The 16758-nt window shown below is 64.1% G+C and carries 13 protein-coding genes; 8 read left to right on the top strand and 5 right to left on the bottom strand.

What is annotated here, in order from left to right; genetic code table 11:
• Positions 1–1098 precede the first annotated feature (1098 nt).
• Entirely contained in the window at positions 1099–3465 is a 2367-nt protein-coding gene (secD, locus tag ACWFRU_RS22825) for a protein translocase subunit SecD (RefSeq protein WP_453689988.1), read from the top strand.
• On the opposite strand, the gene ACWFRU_RS22820 is transcribed toward secD, so the two are convergent.
• Together ACWFRU_RS22820 and ACWFRU_RS22815 are read right to left on the bottom strand one after the other, a co-directional pair.
• Positions 3437–4015 (bottom strand): dihydrofolate reductase family protein, encoded by a 579-nt coding sequence (locus ACWFRU_RS22820; RefSeq protein WP_453689681.1) that lies wholly within the window; start codon positions 4013–4015, stop codon positions 3437–3439. The genes secD and ACWFRU_RS22820 overlap by 29 nt on opposite strands.
• A gap of 121 nt (positions 4016–4136) precedes the next feature.
• The gene (locus ACWFRU_RS22815) at positions 4137–4412 is read right to left on the bottom strand and encodes a hypothetical protein (protein WP_453689680.1); all 276 of its coding nucleotides are present in this window, start codon (positions 4410–4412) and stop codon (positions 4137–4139) included.
• Positions 4413–4841: 429 nt separating this feature from the next.
• On the opposite strand from ACWFRU_RS22815, the gene ACWFRU_RS22810 reads away from it, so the two are divergent.
• The gene (locus tag ACWFRU_RS22810) at positions 4842–5768 is read left to right on the top strand and encodes a phosphotransferase family protein (protein WP_453689678.1); all 927 of its coding nucleotides are present in this window, start codon (positions 4842–4844) and stop codon (positions 5766–5768) included.
• An 8-nt stretch (positions 5769–5776) separates the two neighbouring features.
• Here ACWFRU_RS22810 and ACWFRU_RS22805 read toward each other — a convergent pair whose 3' ends face one another.
• Positions 5777–7024, bottom strand: coding sequence for a hypothetical protein (locus tag ACWFRU_RS22805; RefSeq protein WP_453689987.1), 1248 nt, complete (start codon positions 7022–7024; stop codon positions 5777–5779).
• A 398-nt stretch (positions 7025–7422) separates the two neighbouring features.
• Here ACWFRU_RS22805 and ACWFRU_RS22800 point away from each other — a divergent pair, with 398 nt between their 5' ends.
• Genes ACWFRU_RS22800 through ACWFRU_RS22790 form a run of 3 tightly spaced genes read left to right on the top strand, consistent with a single transcriptional unit; the run spans position 7423 to position 8600 of the window.
• Positions 7423–7974, top strand: coding sequence for a bifunctional DNA primase/polymerase (locus ACWFRU_RS22800; protein ID WP_453689985.1), 552 nt, complete (start codon positions 7423–7425; stop codon positions 7972–7974).
• Entirely contained in the window at positions 7964–8272 is a 309-nt protein-coding gene (locus ACWFRU_RS22795) for a hypothetical protein (protein ID WP_453689677.1), read from the top strand. The genes ACWFRU_RS22800 and ACWFRU_RS22795 overlap by 11 nt, the downstream gene beginning before the upstream one ends.
• A gap of 4 nt (positions 8273–8276) precedes the next feature.
• Positions 8277–8600, top strand: coding sequence for a hypothetical protein (locus ACWFRU_RS22790; RefSeq protein WP_453689675.1), 324 nt, complete (start codon positions 8277–8279; stop codon positions 8598–8600).
• Between the two features lie 355 nt (positions 8601–8955).
• Here ACWFRU_RS22790 and ACWFRU_RS22785 read toward each other — a convergent pair whose 3' ends face one another.
• Together ACWFRU_RS22785 and ACWFRU_RS22780 are read right to left on the bottom strand one after the other, a co-directional pair.
• On the bottom strand, positions 8956–12054 hold the full coding sequence (locus tag ACWFRU_RS22785) for a hypothetical protein (RefSeq protein ID WP_453689673.1): 3099 nt from the start codon (positions 12052–12054) through the stop codon (positions 8956–8958).
• A 1749-nt stretch (positions 12055–13803) separates the two neighbouring features.
• Entirely contained in the window at positions 13804–14544 is a 741-nt protein-coding gene (locus ACWFRU_RS22780) for a GntR family transcriptional regulator (RefSeq protein WP_453689671.1), read from the bottom strand.
• A gap of 205 nt (positions 14545–14749) precedes the next feature.
• Between ACWFRU_RS22780 and ACWFRU_RS22775 the strand changes: the two genes are divergently transcribed.
• From ACWFRU_RS22775 to ACWFRU_RS22765, 3 genes are read left to right on the top strand one after another with little or no spacing between them, the layout of a single operon-like run.
• Positions 14750–15097 carry an SCO3933 family regulatory protein gene (locus ACWFRU_RS22775; protein ID WP_453689669.1) on the top strand — a complete coding sequence of 116 codons (348 nt, stop codon included), beginning with the start codon at positions 14750–14752 and terminating at the stop codon, positions 15095–15097.
• Complete coding sequence (locus ACWFRU_RS22770; RefSeq protein ID WP_453689667.1) at positions 15097–16413, top strand: FtsK/SpoIIIE domain-containing protein; 1317 nt, start codon at positions 15097–15099, stop codon at positions 16411–16413. The genes ACWFRU_RS22775 and ACWFRU_RS22770 overlap by 1 nt, the downstream gene beginning before the upstream one ends.
• 12 nt (positions 16414–16425) lie before the next feature.
• A complete protein-coding gene (locus tag ACWFRU_RS22765; protein ID WP_453689665.1) occupies positions 16426–16620 on the top strand; it encodes a hypothetical protein in 195 nt (64 codons plus the stop codon).
• Positions 16621–16758: the final 138 nt, after the last annotated feature.

The following is a 16758-nucleotide window of genomic DNA, read 5'->3' as shown; positions in this document are numbered from 1 at the left end:
CACCCCCACCCGCCGCCCTGCAACCTTTGCCCTCCACCCGCTCCCACCAGACCGCCTCAAGGCCCAGCCGCCACTCCCCGGCCGGGCCTTGAGGCCTAGAACGCACGTCGGCCACCACCAACGCCACCACCAACACGAAGAGGGGGACGGCCCGTGGCACGCTCACCGCACACGGCCCCGCGCCCCCAAGCCCCGCGCCCTCACGTCCCGCGCCCCCACACCCCGCGTCCGGTAGCACTGCTAGCCGTGCTACTAGCCGTACTGCTCGCGGTTCTGACCGCCCTGCTGGCACCCCCCGAGCAAGGCAGCAGCACACACGCACCCGCACCGGTCAGTACCGCGGCCCTGCTCAGCGCGCCGCACGCAGATGATGCGAGCGCACCCGCATCCACCGCCGTATCCACCGCCGCGTCCGCCCTCAGCGCGCCGCGCGCGGACGATGCGAGCGCACCCGCATCCACCGCCGTATCCACCGCCGCGTCCGCCCTCAGCGCGCCGCGCGCGGACGATGCGAACGCACCCGCATCCACCGCCGCATCCACCGCCACGTCCGCCCTCAGCCCTCCGCGCGCGGACGATGCGAACGCACCCGCATCCACCGCCGTATCCACCGCCACGTCCGCCCTCAGCCCTCCGCGCGCAGACGACGCGGACCCCGCAGCCTTCAGCGCCGCGACCCGCGGCCAACGCGACATCACCGGCGAGCGCCCATCACCGCCACCCCCCGTCACCCCCACCACGCACCGCACAACTGCGGCCCTGGCCCACTTCGCATGGGCACCTCCGGCGGCGCCACGTCCGCCCGCATCCCTGCAAGCAGCGGGCCCACCCGGCGTACGCGCACCACCCCCACCTCCCGGCACCTAACACCTTCATCCCCGTTGACCGCGGCCATTGCCCTGGCCGCGGTGTGCCTGCCGGAGGCCCACTGTGCACCGCCCACCCTCGCGCCCCGACGCGAACCACCCCCCAAACCCGCACGAGAACCGCCCCCCGAACCCAGACGCAAAGAAAACCCAACGCGCCCCCACCCCGCACCCCGCACGCCGATCCACCACCAACCCCCCACGCCACCGCTCCACCCCCCGCCCCCAACTCATCAGAGCCCTACTGGCCCTAGCCGCAGTAGCCGTATCCCTCTACGTAGCCCTGACCGTGCCCGTCCACCTAGGGCTCGACCTGCGCGGCGGCACGCAACTAGTACTGGAAACCCGGCCCACCTCCACCTCCACCTCCACCCAGAAGCCCTCCACCTCCGAGACAGACAAGGAGGCCACGGACCGCACCGCGGAGGTACTGCGCGGCCGTATCGACGCGCTAGGTGTCGCCGAGCCCACCATCGCCCGCTCCGGGGACAACCGGATCGTCGTTGAACTGCCCGGTGCCCAGGACCCCACCAAGGCGGCGGACATGCTCGGCCGCACAGCCGAACTCACCTTCCACCAAGTGACCGGCGCAGCAGAGGAAGGCCCAGCAAAGGAAGGCGCAACAAAGGAAGGTCCAGCAGAGGAAGGTCCAGCAGAGAAACCCAACGGCACCACGCTGCCCGACGAGACAGGCACCCCCTTGCACCTTGAGGCAGCCTCACTCACAGGCAAGCAGGTCGAGAAGGCAATCAACCGCTTCGACCAGCAGGCCGGCGCCGGTTGGCACGTAACCGTCGACTTCAAGGGACCAGGGCGCGACGCCTGGGCCCGCCTGACGGGCGAAGCCGCCTGCCACCCGGCAGGCGACCCGGCCCGCAGGGTCGCCATCGTCCTGGACGGCAAGATCATCTCCTCGCCGCAGGTAGACCCCTCGGTCACCTGCCGCTCCGGAATCAGCGGCGGCTCGACGAACATCACGGGCTCATTCAGCGACAGCGAGGCCCGCGAACTGGCCCTGCTGATCAGCGGGGGCGCCCTCCCCGTACCGGTGGAGATCATCGAGCAGCGCACGGTAGGCGCCAGCCTCGGCGCCCAGGCCATCACGGCCAGCATCTGGGCCGCGGCCATCGGCACCACGCTGACCGCACTCTTCATCATCGCCGTCTACCGACTCATGGGCGCCCTCGCCACCGTGGCCCTGGCCGCCTACGGCCTGATCTCCTACGCCATCCTCGCCGCACTCGGCGCCACCCTCACGCTCCCCGGCCTCGCCGGCTTCGTGCTGGCCATCGGCATGGCGGTCGACGCCAACGTCCTCGTCTTCGAACGCGCCCGCGAGGAGTACGCGGCCCGGGACCGCCCGACCCCCCGTTCAACCTTGACCGCAGGATTCCGCAACGCGTTCAGCGCGATCGCGGACTCCAACATCACCACGCTCATCGCCGCGGGCCTGCTCTTCTTCCTCGCATCAGGGCCGGTACGAGGCTTCGGCGTCACGTTGGGCATCGGCGTCCTGGCCTCGATGTTCAGTGCCCTGGTCATCACCCGCGCCCTGGCCGACTACGCCGCGGCACGCCCCGCCCTACGCCGCCGCCCCGCCCTGACCGGCATCGCGGGCATCGGCACGATCCGAGCCCACCTGACTCGCGCGAATCCCAACTTGATGCGCCACCCCCGCAGATGGCTGGCAGCTTCCGCAGCCGCGCTGATCCTGGCGATCACCGGAATCGCCTCACAGGGCCTGAACTTCGGCATCGAATTCACGGGTGGCCGCGTAATGGAATACGCCACCGAGACCCCCATCGCCCCGGAAAAAGCCCGAACAGCCCTGACGCAGGCAGGCTTCCCGAAGACGGTAATCCAAACAACAGACGCCCCCAATCCCCCCACGACACCTAACACCCCCACCTCCACCACCCCCACCCACCACCTGACAATCCGCACCCCCACCCTGACGAACGCCCAGGCAGAGAAGATCACCACCACGATCGGCACCCTGACCGACACACCACCCACAAAACTCCGAGACGAATCGATCGGCCCCAGCCTCGGCAAGGAACTACGTCAGGGCGCCCTGATCGCCCTCGCGGTGGCGCTGGCCGCGCAACTCGCGTACTTGGCGGCCAGATTCCGCTGGCTACTGGGCACAGCCGCAGTAGCAGCCCTGGCGCATGACGTGGTCATCCTCGTCGGCATCTTCGCGTGGCTGGGCAAACCGATAGACGGCATCTTCCTGGCCGCGCTCCTGACGGTGATCGGCTATTCGGTAAACGACTCAGTGGTGGTTTTCGACAGAATAAGAGAACTAACAAAGAAGACCACAACCACGCCCAAAGCCCCCCACCCCCAAACTGCAACCCCCTACGCCCGCACAACCAACAAGGCGCTACTGCAAACCCTGCCCCGCACCATCAACACAGGAATGGGAGCAGCATTCATCCTCACGGCGCTGGCAACGCTGGGAGGCGCCCCTCTGACGGACTTCGCCCTGGCACTCTTGATCGGCCTGGCGGTGGGCACCTACTCCTCCATGTTCACGGCGGCCCCCCTGGCCGTAGAACTAAAAACCCTCAGCCATGCAAGGAGGGCCGATAAATGAACTCGTGAGTACGACCGTCGAGCACCCGGCTTTCGATCAACTCAAGATCGAAGTCGTCCGCACCCCGGAAGATCGGGTCCAGCCCGCTCCGACCGGTGATCACGGGAAAGAGCGTGACCTGGACCCGATCGACCAGGCCGGCGGCCATCAACGCCCGGTTCATCGACAGGCTGCCGTGCGAGCGCAACGGCACGGCGGACTCCTCCTTGAGCCGGGCGACGACATCAACGGCGTCACCGCTCGCAACGGTCGCATCCGCCCAGTCGAGAGGCTCCTCCAAGCTGCTGGACACCACAGTCGCCGGCAGATTGATCATCCGCGTGACCCACGGATCACGTACCTCGGACTCCTCGGTACTGGCAGCCAACATCTGAGAGAAGGCGCGATACGTATTAGCCCCAAAGACCATCCGCTGATCCTCGCGATAAAGACCAAGGCGATGATCGAGAAGCTCGGGCCCTTGCTTACCCCAGTACCCGGTCCAGTCACCACTGGCGGCCCCAAAGCCATCAAGGCTGGTGAAGACGTCGAAGGTGTAGGTAACGGCCATGATGATCCCCAATGCTCTGACAGACCGAACAGATCACCAATACAGACCCCCCACTCCAACAAAACTAATCGCCCCAACGGCACCCTGAAGCCGCGAATCACAAGCCCCCAGCAGTCGCACCTCACCCCCCAGCCACGCGCCGCCCCCGCTCGGCGGCGCGTAACAAGGCCTGCGCCACGAGCTCGGCATCTCCGGGACTCAAAAAGATCTCATCAGCGCACAACACCGCCAGCCGCACGGTGCCGTCCAACAAATTCGTGGCGACATCGACCTCCACACCACTCCCGCTGACATCGCCGACGCTCAGTTCCAGATCACTGCTGTAGGCACTCACACCCAAGAGCATGCCGCCCGACAAGAGCGTGCCGTGGCCCGACGGCAGGACGGGCGAAGTCACGATCCTCGTGACCGTCTATCGACGCGGCTCCCTGGAACTGCTGCGCCAGCATCTGACGAGCGGCCCGAGCCCCTTCACGTCACGCCTCTGCCGGCGTCGCGTTCGCGGCCTCCATCGACACCTCGCGACAACCGGGCTTCACGCGGTCATGCGACGGCTGCGACCCACGGCTGCATCCGCCTCCAGATACGCGAAGACCCCACCCTCAGCGTTTCCGCTGATGACGGGGTCTTGGGCACCTACTACAAGGTGCCCCCGGCAGGATTCGAACCTGCGCACACGGCTCCGGAGCCCAGATGAGACGGTGATCGTGTTGCGGTTCTGACCTGCGAGGGAGCGTCTGGGACGGGTCTCGCTGAGCAAGGTCATTACGCCCCTATTACGTGGGCGGCCTGTCGAGCCGTGAGTGTCCGCCGTAAGGTCGGAGACATGATCTCGGGCAGCGGCGAGGGCCAGGACGGCGGTACGGAGTTCACGGCGGAGGGCGTCGAGATCGTTCTCCGCGAGGCGTGCAAGAAGGTCGAACTGGACTCGACAGGCGCCGAGTTGCTGCGCTTGGGGTCGAACGCTGTCTATCGCTTGGCGTCGTCGCCGCTCATCGTTCGCGTCGCGCGCGACCTGGCGGTTCTGACGGAGATGGAGCGGGTCGTGGACGTGGCTCGGTGGCTGGAGAGGGAGAACTTCCCGGCCACGCGAGTGCCAGCCCGGATTGAGCAGCCGCTGACTGTAGGCGGCCGGGTGGTGACCTTCTGGGAGAGCGCGCAGGAGCAGGAGGAGTACGCCACGGTTGGCGAGCTTGCTGACCTGCTGCGGCGCCTGCACTGGCTAGAGGAACCTGAAACGCTGGGCCTGCCGTACTTCGATCCGCTGGCAAAGCTGCGGGCTTCGTTTGAGGGCCTCGACGGGGTCACGGTGGAGGATCACGCGTTCTTGCGGGAACGAGCCGGGAAGCTCGCGAAGGAGTACGACCGGCTGGACTTCGTCCTCCCCTTCGGGATGATCCACGGAGACGCGAACATCGGAAACGTGCTTCGTCACAGTGACGGTCACGCCGTGTTGATCGACCTCGATGGCTTAGCGCTCGCCCCGCGCGAGTGGGACCTGATCCTGACCGCGATCTATTACGAGCGGTATGGCTGGCACACGAAAGCTGAGTACGCCGAGTTCGTCCACCGGTACGGCTTCGACCTGATGAACTGGCCGGGGTACGAGGTCCTGGCCGACCTGCGCGAGCTGATGATGGTGGTCTGGCTCGGCCACCAGGCGGCCACGAATGAACGGTCCGCCGCGGAGTTCGCCTGGCGAGTGCAGTCGCTGCGTACCGGTGAGGGCCGTGATCAGTGGCAGCCCTTCTGAACTCGCGGTCAGTGGTCAGCCCCTGCGCCGGCGGCAACCCACAGCCTGTGTTCGCGGGCTTGGTCATGGAGGTCGCGTACGGTCGCGCCGCCATCGACTCGCGCAAGATCGCGTCGGAACTCTGCCAGGTAGCTCACGCACCGGGCTGACTTGAGCTGTTCGCCGAGGTCGAGCGCGTCCAGGGCTACGCGGCAGGCTTCCTCAACATCCCCGGCTCGTAAGTGGGCATCCGCGAGGACCATGGTCGCGAAGAAGTCGCTCCGTACGTGGCTGCCACTCATCGCGTTCTCGGCGTGCGCGACGGCCTGACGGGCGCTGTTCACGTCGCGGAAGCAGTGAGCGGCCTCGGCGGCGAGTTCGGCCTCATCGAAGTAGCTGATCCACTCTGGCTCGTCGTCGTGGTTGCGGCTCTCCAAGGCCTTGGTCGCTGCAGTGAGCGCGGTCTCGCAGGCACGGACGTCGCCGGTTCTCGCCAGCGCGCGAGCCTCCATGGCGTGGAACTGGGCGCGAAGCGTTGGCGTGGCGACGGGGGAGATGCCCATGAGGGCGGCGCGTGCCAGGGTCGCGGCCTGAGTGAAGCGTCCGAGGAACGTGGCCTGGTGGCTCATGGCCGACAGGATGCTCCCGGCGAGCCGGCGGTCATTGGCGTCTTGCGCCAGACGGAGCGCCTGGAGAAAGTACCGCTGAGCGAGGCCGTGATGGCATGCGTCGTAAGACATCCAACCGGCGAGGAGCGTCGCCTCGGCGACGGTGGAGTACAAGGATCGGCCGACGGGTTCGGTGTACTGGCCGCGCAGAAGCGGGACCACTTCACGGCTGAGGTACTGCACGACCGCATGCCTCGCGTGATCCCCACCAAAGCGGTCGTCAAGCTGAGCGAACATGTCTGCGGTGGTCTTGATGGCGGCAACGTCGCCCAGACCGACCCGCACACTGTCCCGCGGCTGCTGGGCAGTCGATGGCTCAGGGGCCACCAACCACCGCAACGACGCCTCGCTCCACGCCGGCTCGGACGGCTCGGCCTGGAGCAGAGGTTCGTAGCCGTTGAGGTCAGCGCGCCACAACTGCCCCACGGCCGTGATTGCCGCATCGGGACTGGCTGGATAGCTCGCGTCTAGGAGAGCCGCATCGTGGCTAGTTCCGTGGTTGAGCCCGAGCTCCGCAGCGCTCATGCCGTAGACGTCGCACAGCAGAGGTCCATAGAAATCGTCCGGCGTGCTGTGGCCGTTCTCCCAGCTGGCAATGCGCCGCTTCACGCTTGCGTCGGAGGGAAGTTGGTGGCCCCGGCGCGTGGCTGCCTGGCGTATCTCGCGTACCAACCGCGGCTGACTCCAGCCCAGTCTGGCCCGTGCCTCACCGAGGCGAATGCTGGTCGACTGCATTGATGACGTGGCTGTTCCCTCCCCGCGCGTGCGCCGGTACGACAACTCAGTCTCACCACCGAATGTACGCGCAGGTAATCCCCTCGCGCCGGAAGTGGCAGGAGATCCTTTCTGCTTGGGGGACGACAGGGGGTGACGGCCAGGCGCATGCCTCGTCATCCCCCGTCCCCTCTCGTCATCTGCCCTGGTCAGGGTCCTGGCCTGGAGTCTGGACGCACGGCAGCACCGATGCTGCTGACTCAGTCAGACCGAGGTGAGATGACGTGCAGAGGATGACCAGGAGGGGCGTCGAGTGGCTCTCCGCCGCTGCCGACGATCCAGTGATGTGCCGGGCGGTCTGGGAGGACGACCCCCGTACCCCGTGCATGCTGCCGACCGGTCGTCTCTTCGACGTGGTGACGATAGAGCAGAACACCGGACTGGAGACCTTCGACCAACTCTTGCGCCGGGGAATGCCGTTCGGCCCCGTCATTGCCGACCACAAGGCCCGACGGGTGGGCTTTCTGCTCAACTCCCGCAGCGAAGAAGCCTTCGCGGACTTCCTCGCACGGGAGACTCAGACGCCGCCCGACTACCGTTACTTGAGCCTCGGCTCCGTCGTCGTGGTCCCCGGTCCCATGCCTCTGTCGGGAGACCGCTACCAGTGGCTCCGCGCGCCAGTACGCCGCCCTGAGGCCAATCCGCTACGTCCGGTCGCTCTGGCAACCATGCTCGTCGCCGCATCCGAACTGCTGGCACGGGTCGACCGGTACGGCGAGAAGTACCCCTCGCCGGCTGCCGTGCACATGGCCGCTCCCGAGAGGTCGGCGTCCGATGTGGGATGAACCACGCGAGCACCAGGACGCCGCCCAGTGGTCCCCCTTGGACAGCGAGGGCTGGTACGCAGCCCGAAACGCGACGAGTGCTCTACGGGATGTCCTGACCGCTGCGGGCATGGAGAAGGACTTCCCCTACCTGCGAGCCGACCTCAACGCCTTCGGCCATGGACTGATCGAACTCGGCAGAGTCTCACCGGCAACGGCGGAACGCCTGGCTGAACTACTTCGACTCGCGCTGACGAGCGGGACGAGCAGCAACAGCGACACCGACGAATGCAGCGAAGAGCGGACGCGAGAGGACTGACGCTATGACCGACCGGCGAGGAGTCGTTGCCAAGCGTGCCGAGGACTTGATGCCAGGCGTCCCCTACGTCCGCGGCTGGACTCAGGCCAGGCGCAGCGCCGACCTGCTGGCTACGCAACTCACAGACCTGGGCCTGGAGTCCGACTTCCCTGGCTTCACGGCTGACGTGAACGTCTTCGGCGACGGTCTGGTACGTTTCGGCACGATACGTCCGGAGGCCGCGCTACTCCTGGCTGAGCTGATCGCGACGGGCCTCGCCGCGGAGGCGGCCGGCTCCACGGCTCCAGCGTGTTCAACCGATCCCCACCGGCAAGCGTCTGCTGCCTGACCAACCGGCACCCTGACTGTTGTGGTCCGAGCGTGCTCCCGTGACTGGCCGGTTCCTGGCTCCGTGCGGCCCCGCTCCGGGCAGACCGTCGTGCGGGGCTGTTGCTATAAAGAGCGGCGCTTGCGCCGCCGTTGGCTCCGCCGCCCGGCCGGGACCGGCGCCCCAGCGCCGCAGCCCGGACGAGCGGCAGAGCCAACCGAGAGGCTGCATGAGCTGAGTGTCAGGAGACAGACGAACGCCGCTATAGGAGAGAGGCCGGGTATGACGACTGGGGCCCTGCGGCTCTCGTTGTTAGCCGTACTGAGCGACCGAACGGACTAGGGCCAGCCTGGCGGATCGCGTCACCGTAGCCACGTTATTCCGGGGGTTGCTGTGCTGTCCGAAGGAACTCATCCGCCATGACAGAGACGACGTTCGGTTCAAGGCGCACTAGCGCCGCGAGGCAGATTTGCCAATGCCCAATGGTTAGCGCCTGAGCGAGGAGGCGGCGAGCTTCGTTAGACCGTAGTCCAGACGTTAGAGATGTAAGCACACGAGCCTGCTCAGGCGGATAGGAAATTCCATGCGAAACTTCTTCAGCGTGGTCAATTTCACCGATACTTGCGTAACCTTGGGCAACCATACTAAGCGCTTGCGCTTGCAAGATGGGGTAGGTTATGGAGCGGGCAATACATTTGACTTTCTCCAGCTCCCCCAATTGTGCTCCAGCCTGCACAATTGCAAGAAGGGCCTTCGCCTTCTTCTGTGACTCAGGAATTGAAGCAATAATCTTTTGTGCTTGATCGATTTCGCCAGAGCTGGCGGCCGCGACCGCGATAGAAGATAGGGCCTTCTGCTGCATGGGAGATCTAGTGATGGACCGAGCGATAGCTTCGGATCGATCCAAGTATCCTGCAGCGCCAACCCGTTGCGCTATGTGAGCGACCAGTTGGTCTCTATAGGTCAGACTGTCGATCGTATTGGAAATCTTGATAGCTTGGTCAAAGAAATTTGTTGCTGCGTTCAATTCGCCGAGCTGAACCAATTCCTCCCCTACGGACGCAAATGCCTTAGCCCGCAGTTGCACATTCCCGATGGAGCCGATACATTTCGCCGACCATTCGAGATTACCGGTCGCTGCCACGGCGCACGCGATAGCGACCAATGATTTGAACTGGCGGTAGGGGTGGTCTATTTGGAGAGCCGCCCTTTCTGCAGCGAGGAAGTCTCCAGAACTTAGCTCCGTCCGCACTTCTTCCGGGAAAATGGGCTGTTTAGACTCATCGATTCTGGCATCTTTGGCGACGCGAATCAAATCCAATTTCTCAACCCCTGATTTGGCTCGCGCCAAAGTCTCCAGGGCTTTTGCTTTCCTCGTCGCCTCGCGAATCGCCTTAGCGATTTCATCAGCCTTCTCAAAGTCTCCGATGGTGACGGCTATCGCTGCTACGAGTGAAAGGGTTTTATCTTGTTGTGACTCGTCAGTGAATGACGCAGCGATAACCATCGCGCGATTTAGATCGCCCGATCGCGCTATAGCCTCCGCAACAACGGTCAATGCCCGTTCTCGCTGAGGTAGATCAGAAATTTCCTGAGCAATTCTTTCTGCTCGGTTGACGTCACCGGCTGCGGCTACCGCCTGTGAGAGTGCAGCGAGCCCTTTGACCGTTTGCGAGAGGCTACTAATTGATCGCGCGGTAACCTCTGCATCGACTGCTATCTTCTCGGCTTGATGCTTGTAGCCAGCCGATGCCAGCCCAGACGCAAGAGCCGCCAGCGCTTTTACCCGCCGAGTTGGGCTCGTAACCTCACGAGCGATTCTCTCTGCGCGGTCTGGGCTATTGGACATAGCTGTCACGCGTGCGATGGCGGCCAGGACATCTTCACGATCGGATGACTTATTAATTGTGCCGACAAGTCGCGCGGCGGATTCTAGCGTTGCAGCGGCCTCTCTCTGTCGTCCGATGCCGGCTTCCGCATGAGCAACAGATACAAGTGTCCACGCTTGTCGGCTTGGATTCTTGATAGCGCGAGCTGTTGCCTCAGCTATTCTAATGGTCCTAATAGCCCTGCGCTGATCTCCGCCGAGACTCTCGGCCCGAGCTGCAACGGATAGGGCTTGTGCCCGCTCAGATCTGCTCCCAATTGAGGAGGCAATCTTGCGACTAGATTTCACATCACCTGCATTGGCCGCTTCCGTGGCAACAGCCAACAAGGCCAGCGCGCGTTCGGACCAGGTAGGAATCTTCTGGGCAATAATATTGGCGCGGCTTGTATTTCCTGCAGACGCTGTGGCGCGTGCGATTGCGACTAGCGCATGGGCCTGGCGCGGTGTATCGGTCAGTGAACTGACTGCTATCTCAGCCCGCTCGATTAGGTCCCGCGCTCGCACTGGATCCCCAGATTCCGCAGCGGCACGTGCGACCACTGCGGTGGCATGAGCATACTCATACTCATCGGTTATATCACCCAAAGCGCTCTCGGCCTGGTTGCTAATTGCTTTAGCCTGGGGGAGATTTCCGCCCGCAGCTACCTCCCGAGCTACCGCGGCCAGTGCTTGAACACGACGAGATGGTGTGGTGATCGACCGAGCCAACGCTTCCGCACGGCTGGCTCGCCCGAGTTGCACCCAGACCCCGGGTAGATTTGCAGGAATATTATCGTTCCGTGCGGAGAGTCTGTCTCGGTGAATGGCGAGTCGACCTATAGCGAAAAGGTCCGGGTTGGTCTGACTGCCGATGATTTCCTGAGTTATTGTGATCTCGGCGAGTGCGCTAGTGTCTCCGCCAATGATGTCAAGCATTCGATCATGGCGATCTGGATCTGTAGCACACACAAGCATGCGTGTCTGATCGCCCATAGCCTGCAGAAGTTTGAAGTAGCCTCGTAGCAAGTACTCTGGTGTATCGGAGGGCCAACGCCCTCTACGGTACTTGTCAGCCCAGTTGTAGAGTTTCTCCCGGTAGGATTCAAGTCGCTTTATACCGAGGAAATTGGTTGCTTGCTGCTGGAGATCCTCGTGGCCCAGCATATAGATAGTGTCAGGCCGCCAACGCGCGGCCCGTGATGTGAAGGTTCGACCGGACACTGCACTAAGATGATTCTCAATTTCCCAGGCTGATAGTCCTGTCAGGTAAGCCAGGTCAGCCTCAGATAGTCCGCCTCCAGCAGCGGTCAATAGTCCGAGCAAGTCCAACTCGGTCGCATTCCCATGAAAAAGTCGCTTAAGTTCGCGTTCTGCATCTTGGCGTACTACTTCGGCATGCGGGGAAAATCTCAGCGAGCGGATTATTGCTTGTCGTCGCAATGGGTGATCGTCAGGAACGTCAGCAGGAATTGGTGGATTGGGCCTGCTGGCCACGATAACGCGCATGTCGGCAGGCGGTGTCATGGGAAGTGTCGCGGCGATACTATGAGTGTCAGGCCCGGCAGTAACTCCTTGGTCTTCATCAAGGCCATCAACGATCAAGATCAAGCGTTCTCCTCTTTGCCTGCAAATGTTGGCTGCGCGCTCTAGTGAGCCAAGTAGGTGTGCTTCTCGGGTGGCATCGGTGAGCAGAGGAGGCATTGGCTCGCCGAGTATTTCTAGAAGCTGCTCAAGTACAACATCGGAGAATGCAACGCGATCGGCTTGGCCCGCTAGGCGAGCAGTGATGAAGAACGAAACTATACGGATTCCGGTGGGGGGATTCAATGTAAATGATGACAGTAGTGCTGACTTGCCGGCCCACGCCTTGGCTCTCCACCACAAGTATCGCTTTGAGCTAGTGGCTGTGCAAAAGTCTGAAAGGTATTTCAGTTCGTGTTGTCGGCCCAGCAATTGGTCAGGGGCAATTCTGCGGACCTGCGATGCGTAATTTGAACGAACGGGAGGGCTAAAATGATCTGCGATATCACCTGTGCTTCCGAGGGCTTCACTGGCACGTCTCGGCGCCCCGTAATTATTGGCGGGAATGGTGTTGGCCTGCAGCTTCGATAGGGGGAACCCCTTCAGATCTCGGAGAAGTGTTTTCTCATCCTTCGTCGCGGCTGCGGGTGCATATCGACCTGAGAGCTCACAAAGTCGACTGAAGAGCTGATCTGCTGCAGCGGATGTTCCGGCTGCTGTCGTCTGTCGTAGTCGACTGACGGCCTGCGTTCGATCGGTTTCGTCGGTTCCTTCTAGGCGGATTTCCCTTAGGCGCAGAGCTCCCAGTAGGCGCCAAGTAAGCCAACTTACTGATGCGGCTTTAGTGTCTATTTCTACGCTCTTTGAGGCGACGGCGACAACCTTCTCGAACTGTCGTAGTCTTTCTTGAACCTTTCTGGTTGTGCGCCCGGCGCGATCTACCTCCGCGCGGAATTGAGCTTCGTCCGGAACGTCTCTCGCGATTGCGGCCAATTCTCGCATTTGCCGAACATGAATATTTGGGCTAGCGACAACCAAAGCTAGCCTCCATGCACCTGATGTAACCTCCGCTGTGTGTTGTTGCAGAAGCTGAAGGTAGGAGCCAACGAGACTCACTGTTGAGGGGTCACTGGGTATGAACGACGGATCGCGCCGGACACCTATAGATGCCCTATGTTCCGATCCATCACCTGAGTTTCCACTCACAACGAGATCGTCGACAGGGCTAAAAGAGCTTGCTTGGAAAGTGATCCTGCGTGGGGTGACATCATCGCCCAGTTCGGTTAAAGGGTCACCAGTCAGGAGATGGCTCAGGAGAAGCGCTCCATAGCGATGCTCCAGTACAGTTCCGCCGCCGCCCGTTGAATACGGGCTTGCCGCTTTCGACTCGCCGTGGGTCTGGGAACCGTTTCGCACAAGTTCATATTACGGCTTGGCGGGTGGAACTTGTAGGACTATGTGCAACTTGCACCACATCACGCGCGGTGATCTAGGGAGGCGAACAGGCCGACCCTGCCTTGTTGGCGGCCACGCTTGCTTCGGTTTGCAAGCACGGTTCTCCCCTGAGCCATCGCGAACCGCCACGCACGTCTCCAGCAACCCCGGACCGGCCTCAGCCAGGCCTCCTGATTGCGTCGGGGGCCCACTGGATGGATGTTGACCTGCTCCTCAGCCTGGACGGATTGCTTCCTCATGCGACTGCCCGCCCTGATGGCTGGAGAGCGTCGGAGCGATGGCGGAGGCATGCCGAGGCGGCCCGTGGCCCGCCAGCATGCGGCCTGCGCAAGCGGGCCGCCTTGAAGCAGTAGAGAAAGTCTGAGCCAACTGGGCTGTCTGTTACAGCCTGAAGGACAGTTCCAGGTCGTCGCCGGGGAGGTGGAACTCCTCCAGTGCGAGTGGCTTCTCTGCGGCCGTCAGCGTCACGCGGACGATGTGCAGCAGCGGGACGCCCTCTGCGAGGCGTAGTGCCTGGGCCTGGTCCGGGAGTGGCATGCGCGTGCGGATGTACTCCGTGAAGTGGAGCTCGTGGCCCAGTTCGGCGAGTGCCGCGTAGAGCTCCGGGGCCGGCGGGGGCGCTTCCTCTTCGTACTTGGTGTCGACCAGGACGGAGAACGGCACGTAGGTGCGGTGGAGTTGGCGGAGGCGGCCGTGATCGGCGGTCTGCAACGCGTCGTACGTGAACATCGGCTCGCCCGGCGGGATGCGCAACAGGTCGGCGAGCGCGAGCGGGGCATCCGTCCGCGTGGCTACGGAGGGTTCCGCGTTGGCCCATCGGATGCCGTCGGCCTCGACGTAGCCCCCGTCCGCGGTACGGCGTACGCCTCGGGGGCGCGTGTGGCTCGGGCGGCTGTGAGGCGAGCGGGCAAAGGTGCCTCGACCCATGATGACCTCTACGAGACCTGATGCCCTTAGCTCCGTGAGGCCCTGACGGACCGTGGGGCGCGTCACGCCGAACTGCTTGGCCAACGACTCCTCTGAGGGGAGTGGCTGGCCGGCGGGATAGGTGCCGTTCAGGATGCCTTCGCGCAGGTAGTCGGCGATCTGCCGGTACTTCGGCTGCGTGTTCTGCGGCGACATTCGGCCCCTCCGTGACAGCGGTCTTCTGCTCGCTTCTTCCAGCGCTGGAACGACATCTTCCAGCGCTGGAAGAAGCGTCCCCCATCGCAAGGCGGTTGACAACCCGTACTACGGGTCGCCACTCTGGACTCGCAACCCGTACTACGGGTTGTAAAGCAGCCCGAAGGATTGGCCTGAGGGCGCAAGGGATGAGGAGTCCAGACAAGTGGCAAGCCTTCCGATCGACACCGCGAAGTTCACGGGGATCATCTGCGCCGTTCCCCCTGCTCCGCGGATCGCCAACCGAGAGACCGGTCAGCTCCGTGTGGACCGGGACACGGGCAAGACGGTTTTCCAGGTCGGCCTGTGCCTGATGGCGGGCACGTCGGCCGACGTCATCACCGTGAACGTGCCTGGTGAACCCAGCGGCGTGCAGCTCGGTGTCCCCGTGGCCGTCAGGGACTTGATCGCCACGCCGTGGGAGAACGAGGGGCGACACGGAATCTCCTTCCGCGCGACGGAGATTCGGCCCCTGAACACCCCGGCTCCGGCCGGAAAGGGGGCCGGGCAGTGATGAACCTGGCCTCCACCGCCTCGGCCGGGGCGACCTGGCCGAACTGGTTACTGGTGGTGGCCGCAGTGCTGGTGTCGGGTCTGCTTCTCGCAGGCCCGGCCCTGCGCCGCCGCTACCCCGTGGCCTGGTGGTTCTTATTCGGGTTCCCGGTCACGTGCTGCCGCGTCATCCGCACATGGCGGCCGTTGATGGCCGGGTGCGGCCTGGCCGTGAGTCGTCGACCTGCTCTGACGGTGGTGTCCGGGCTCGTCGGTAAGGGGGCTCCACCACCACAACCGTTGGTGCCCCGGTTCGGGCTCGTGCGGCCTACTGCGGGCGGCTTCTGGCTGCTGGTTCGCCTTCTTCCGGGGCAGGTACCGGAGGACTTCGTCAAGGCAGCACCTGCCATGTCTGAAGCCTGGGAGGTGCACTCGGTCCGGGTGGCTTCCCGAGAGCCGGGGACCGTTCAGATCACGGCCTCGGTTACTGATCCACTCGCCTACCCCCGCATACCGAAGCAGCGCGGGCCCGCCCACCTTCTCAGCGTGGCTGTAGGTGCGTTGGAGACCGGTGCCGCGTGGGTGATCGACCTGCGGCGTGTGCCGCACTGGCTGATCGTCGGCGCAACCCGGTCCGGCAAGTCCACGCTGATCAATGCGCTCGTGGCGGGCCTGGCCCCGCAGCCTGTCGCGCTGGTCGGCGTCGACTGCAAGGGCGGCATGGAACTGTCGCTTTACGAACCGAGGCTGTCAGCGCTCGCGACCAACCGTGAGCAGGCGGTCAGGCTCCTGGCCGCGCTGGTTGATCTCACCCTCGACCGTATGACCGTCTGTCGTGCGGCGCGTGTACGGAACATCTGGGGCCTGCCGGAGCAGGCTCGGCCGGTCCCGGTGGTCGTCATCGTCGACGAGATCGCTGAGTTGTTCCTAGTCGCGAGTCGAAACGAGAAAGACGAAGCCCATGCGGCCGGGACCGCACTGATCCGGCTGGCCCAACTCGGTGCAGCACTCGGGGTGTTCCTCGTCGTCGCCGGCCAACGCGTCGGCTCGGACCTCGGGCCAGGCGTCACGGCGCTGCGTGCCCAACTCGGTGGCCGTGTCTGCCACCGCGTCGCCGACCCCGGCACGGCAGAGATGGCCCTCGGTGACCTCAACCCAGACGCGCTCAAGGCAGCCCAAGCAATTACGCCGGAGCAAGCCGGTACCGCGGTGTTGGCCTCCGGCGACGGCTGGGAGCGTGCGCGCTCTCACCTGGTCGACGAAGCGGAGGCGGAAGCCATCGCGGCCGAGTTCGCGCACCTGACCCCGCGCCTTCCCGAACTCCTGGACGCGAAGTGAAAGGGGACTGCCGTGCTCGTGTCTGCTTCGGCGGTGCTGCTGCTCGGCCTGCTGATCTGGTTCCTGCTGCACATCCGGTACCTGCGCCGGACCGACCTGCTGCTCTGCGGAGCCTTCGGCTTCCTGCTCGCCCGGACGACTGCCGCGCCCGTTGTGACGACGGTTCTCGACGGCCTGGGCGCCTTCCTCGGGCAACTCCGCTTCTGACGCATCACGTACGGCCCGGACTCGACAAGGCCTGTACGACGGGCTCCCGACGGGGCGCGAAGTCGCCAAACCCGACCCCGTTAGGAACCCACCCCATCCGCCACGTGAGCAGTGAAAGGAGCACCCTCACTTTGTCCA

This window comes from Streptomyces sp. NPDC055099 (assembly GCF_053607685.1).
Note: the sequence above shows the minus strand (reverse complement) of the source record. Positions and strands in the feature narration are given on the sequence as shown.

Excerpts from the sequence above, each read along its gene's own strand:
- ACWFRU_RS22800 (WP_453689985.1), top strand. The coding sequence starts at position 7,423 with ATGACCAGGAGGGGCGTCGAGTGGCTCTCCGCCGCTGCCGACGATCCA.
- ACWFRU_RS22820 (WP_453689681.1), bottom strand. The coding sequence starts at position 4,015 with ATGGCCGTTACCTACACCTTCGACGTCTTCACCAGCCTTGATGGCTTT.
- ACWFRU_RS22795 (WP_453689677.1), top strand. The coding sequence starts at position 7,964 with ATGTGGGATGAACCACGCGAGCACCAGGACGCCGCCCAGTGGTCCCCC.
- ACWFRU_RS22780 (WP_453689671.1), bottom strand. The coding sequence starts at position 14,544 with ATGTCGCCGCAGAACACGCAGCCGAAGTACCGGCAGATCGCCGACTAC.
- ACWFRU_RS22770 (WP_453689667.1), top strand. The coding sequence starts at position 15,097 with ATGAACCTGGCCTCCACCGCCTCGGCCGGGGCGACCTGGCCGAACTGG.
- ACWFRU_RS22810 (WP_453689678.1), top strand. The coding sequence starts at position 4,842 with ATGATCTCGGGCAGCGGCGAGGGCCAGGACGGCGGTACGGAGTTCACG.
- ACWFRU_RS22790 (WP_453689675.1), top strand. The coding sequence starts at position 8,277 with ATGACCGACCGGCGAGGAGTCGTTGCCAAGCGTGCCGAGGACTTGATG.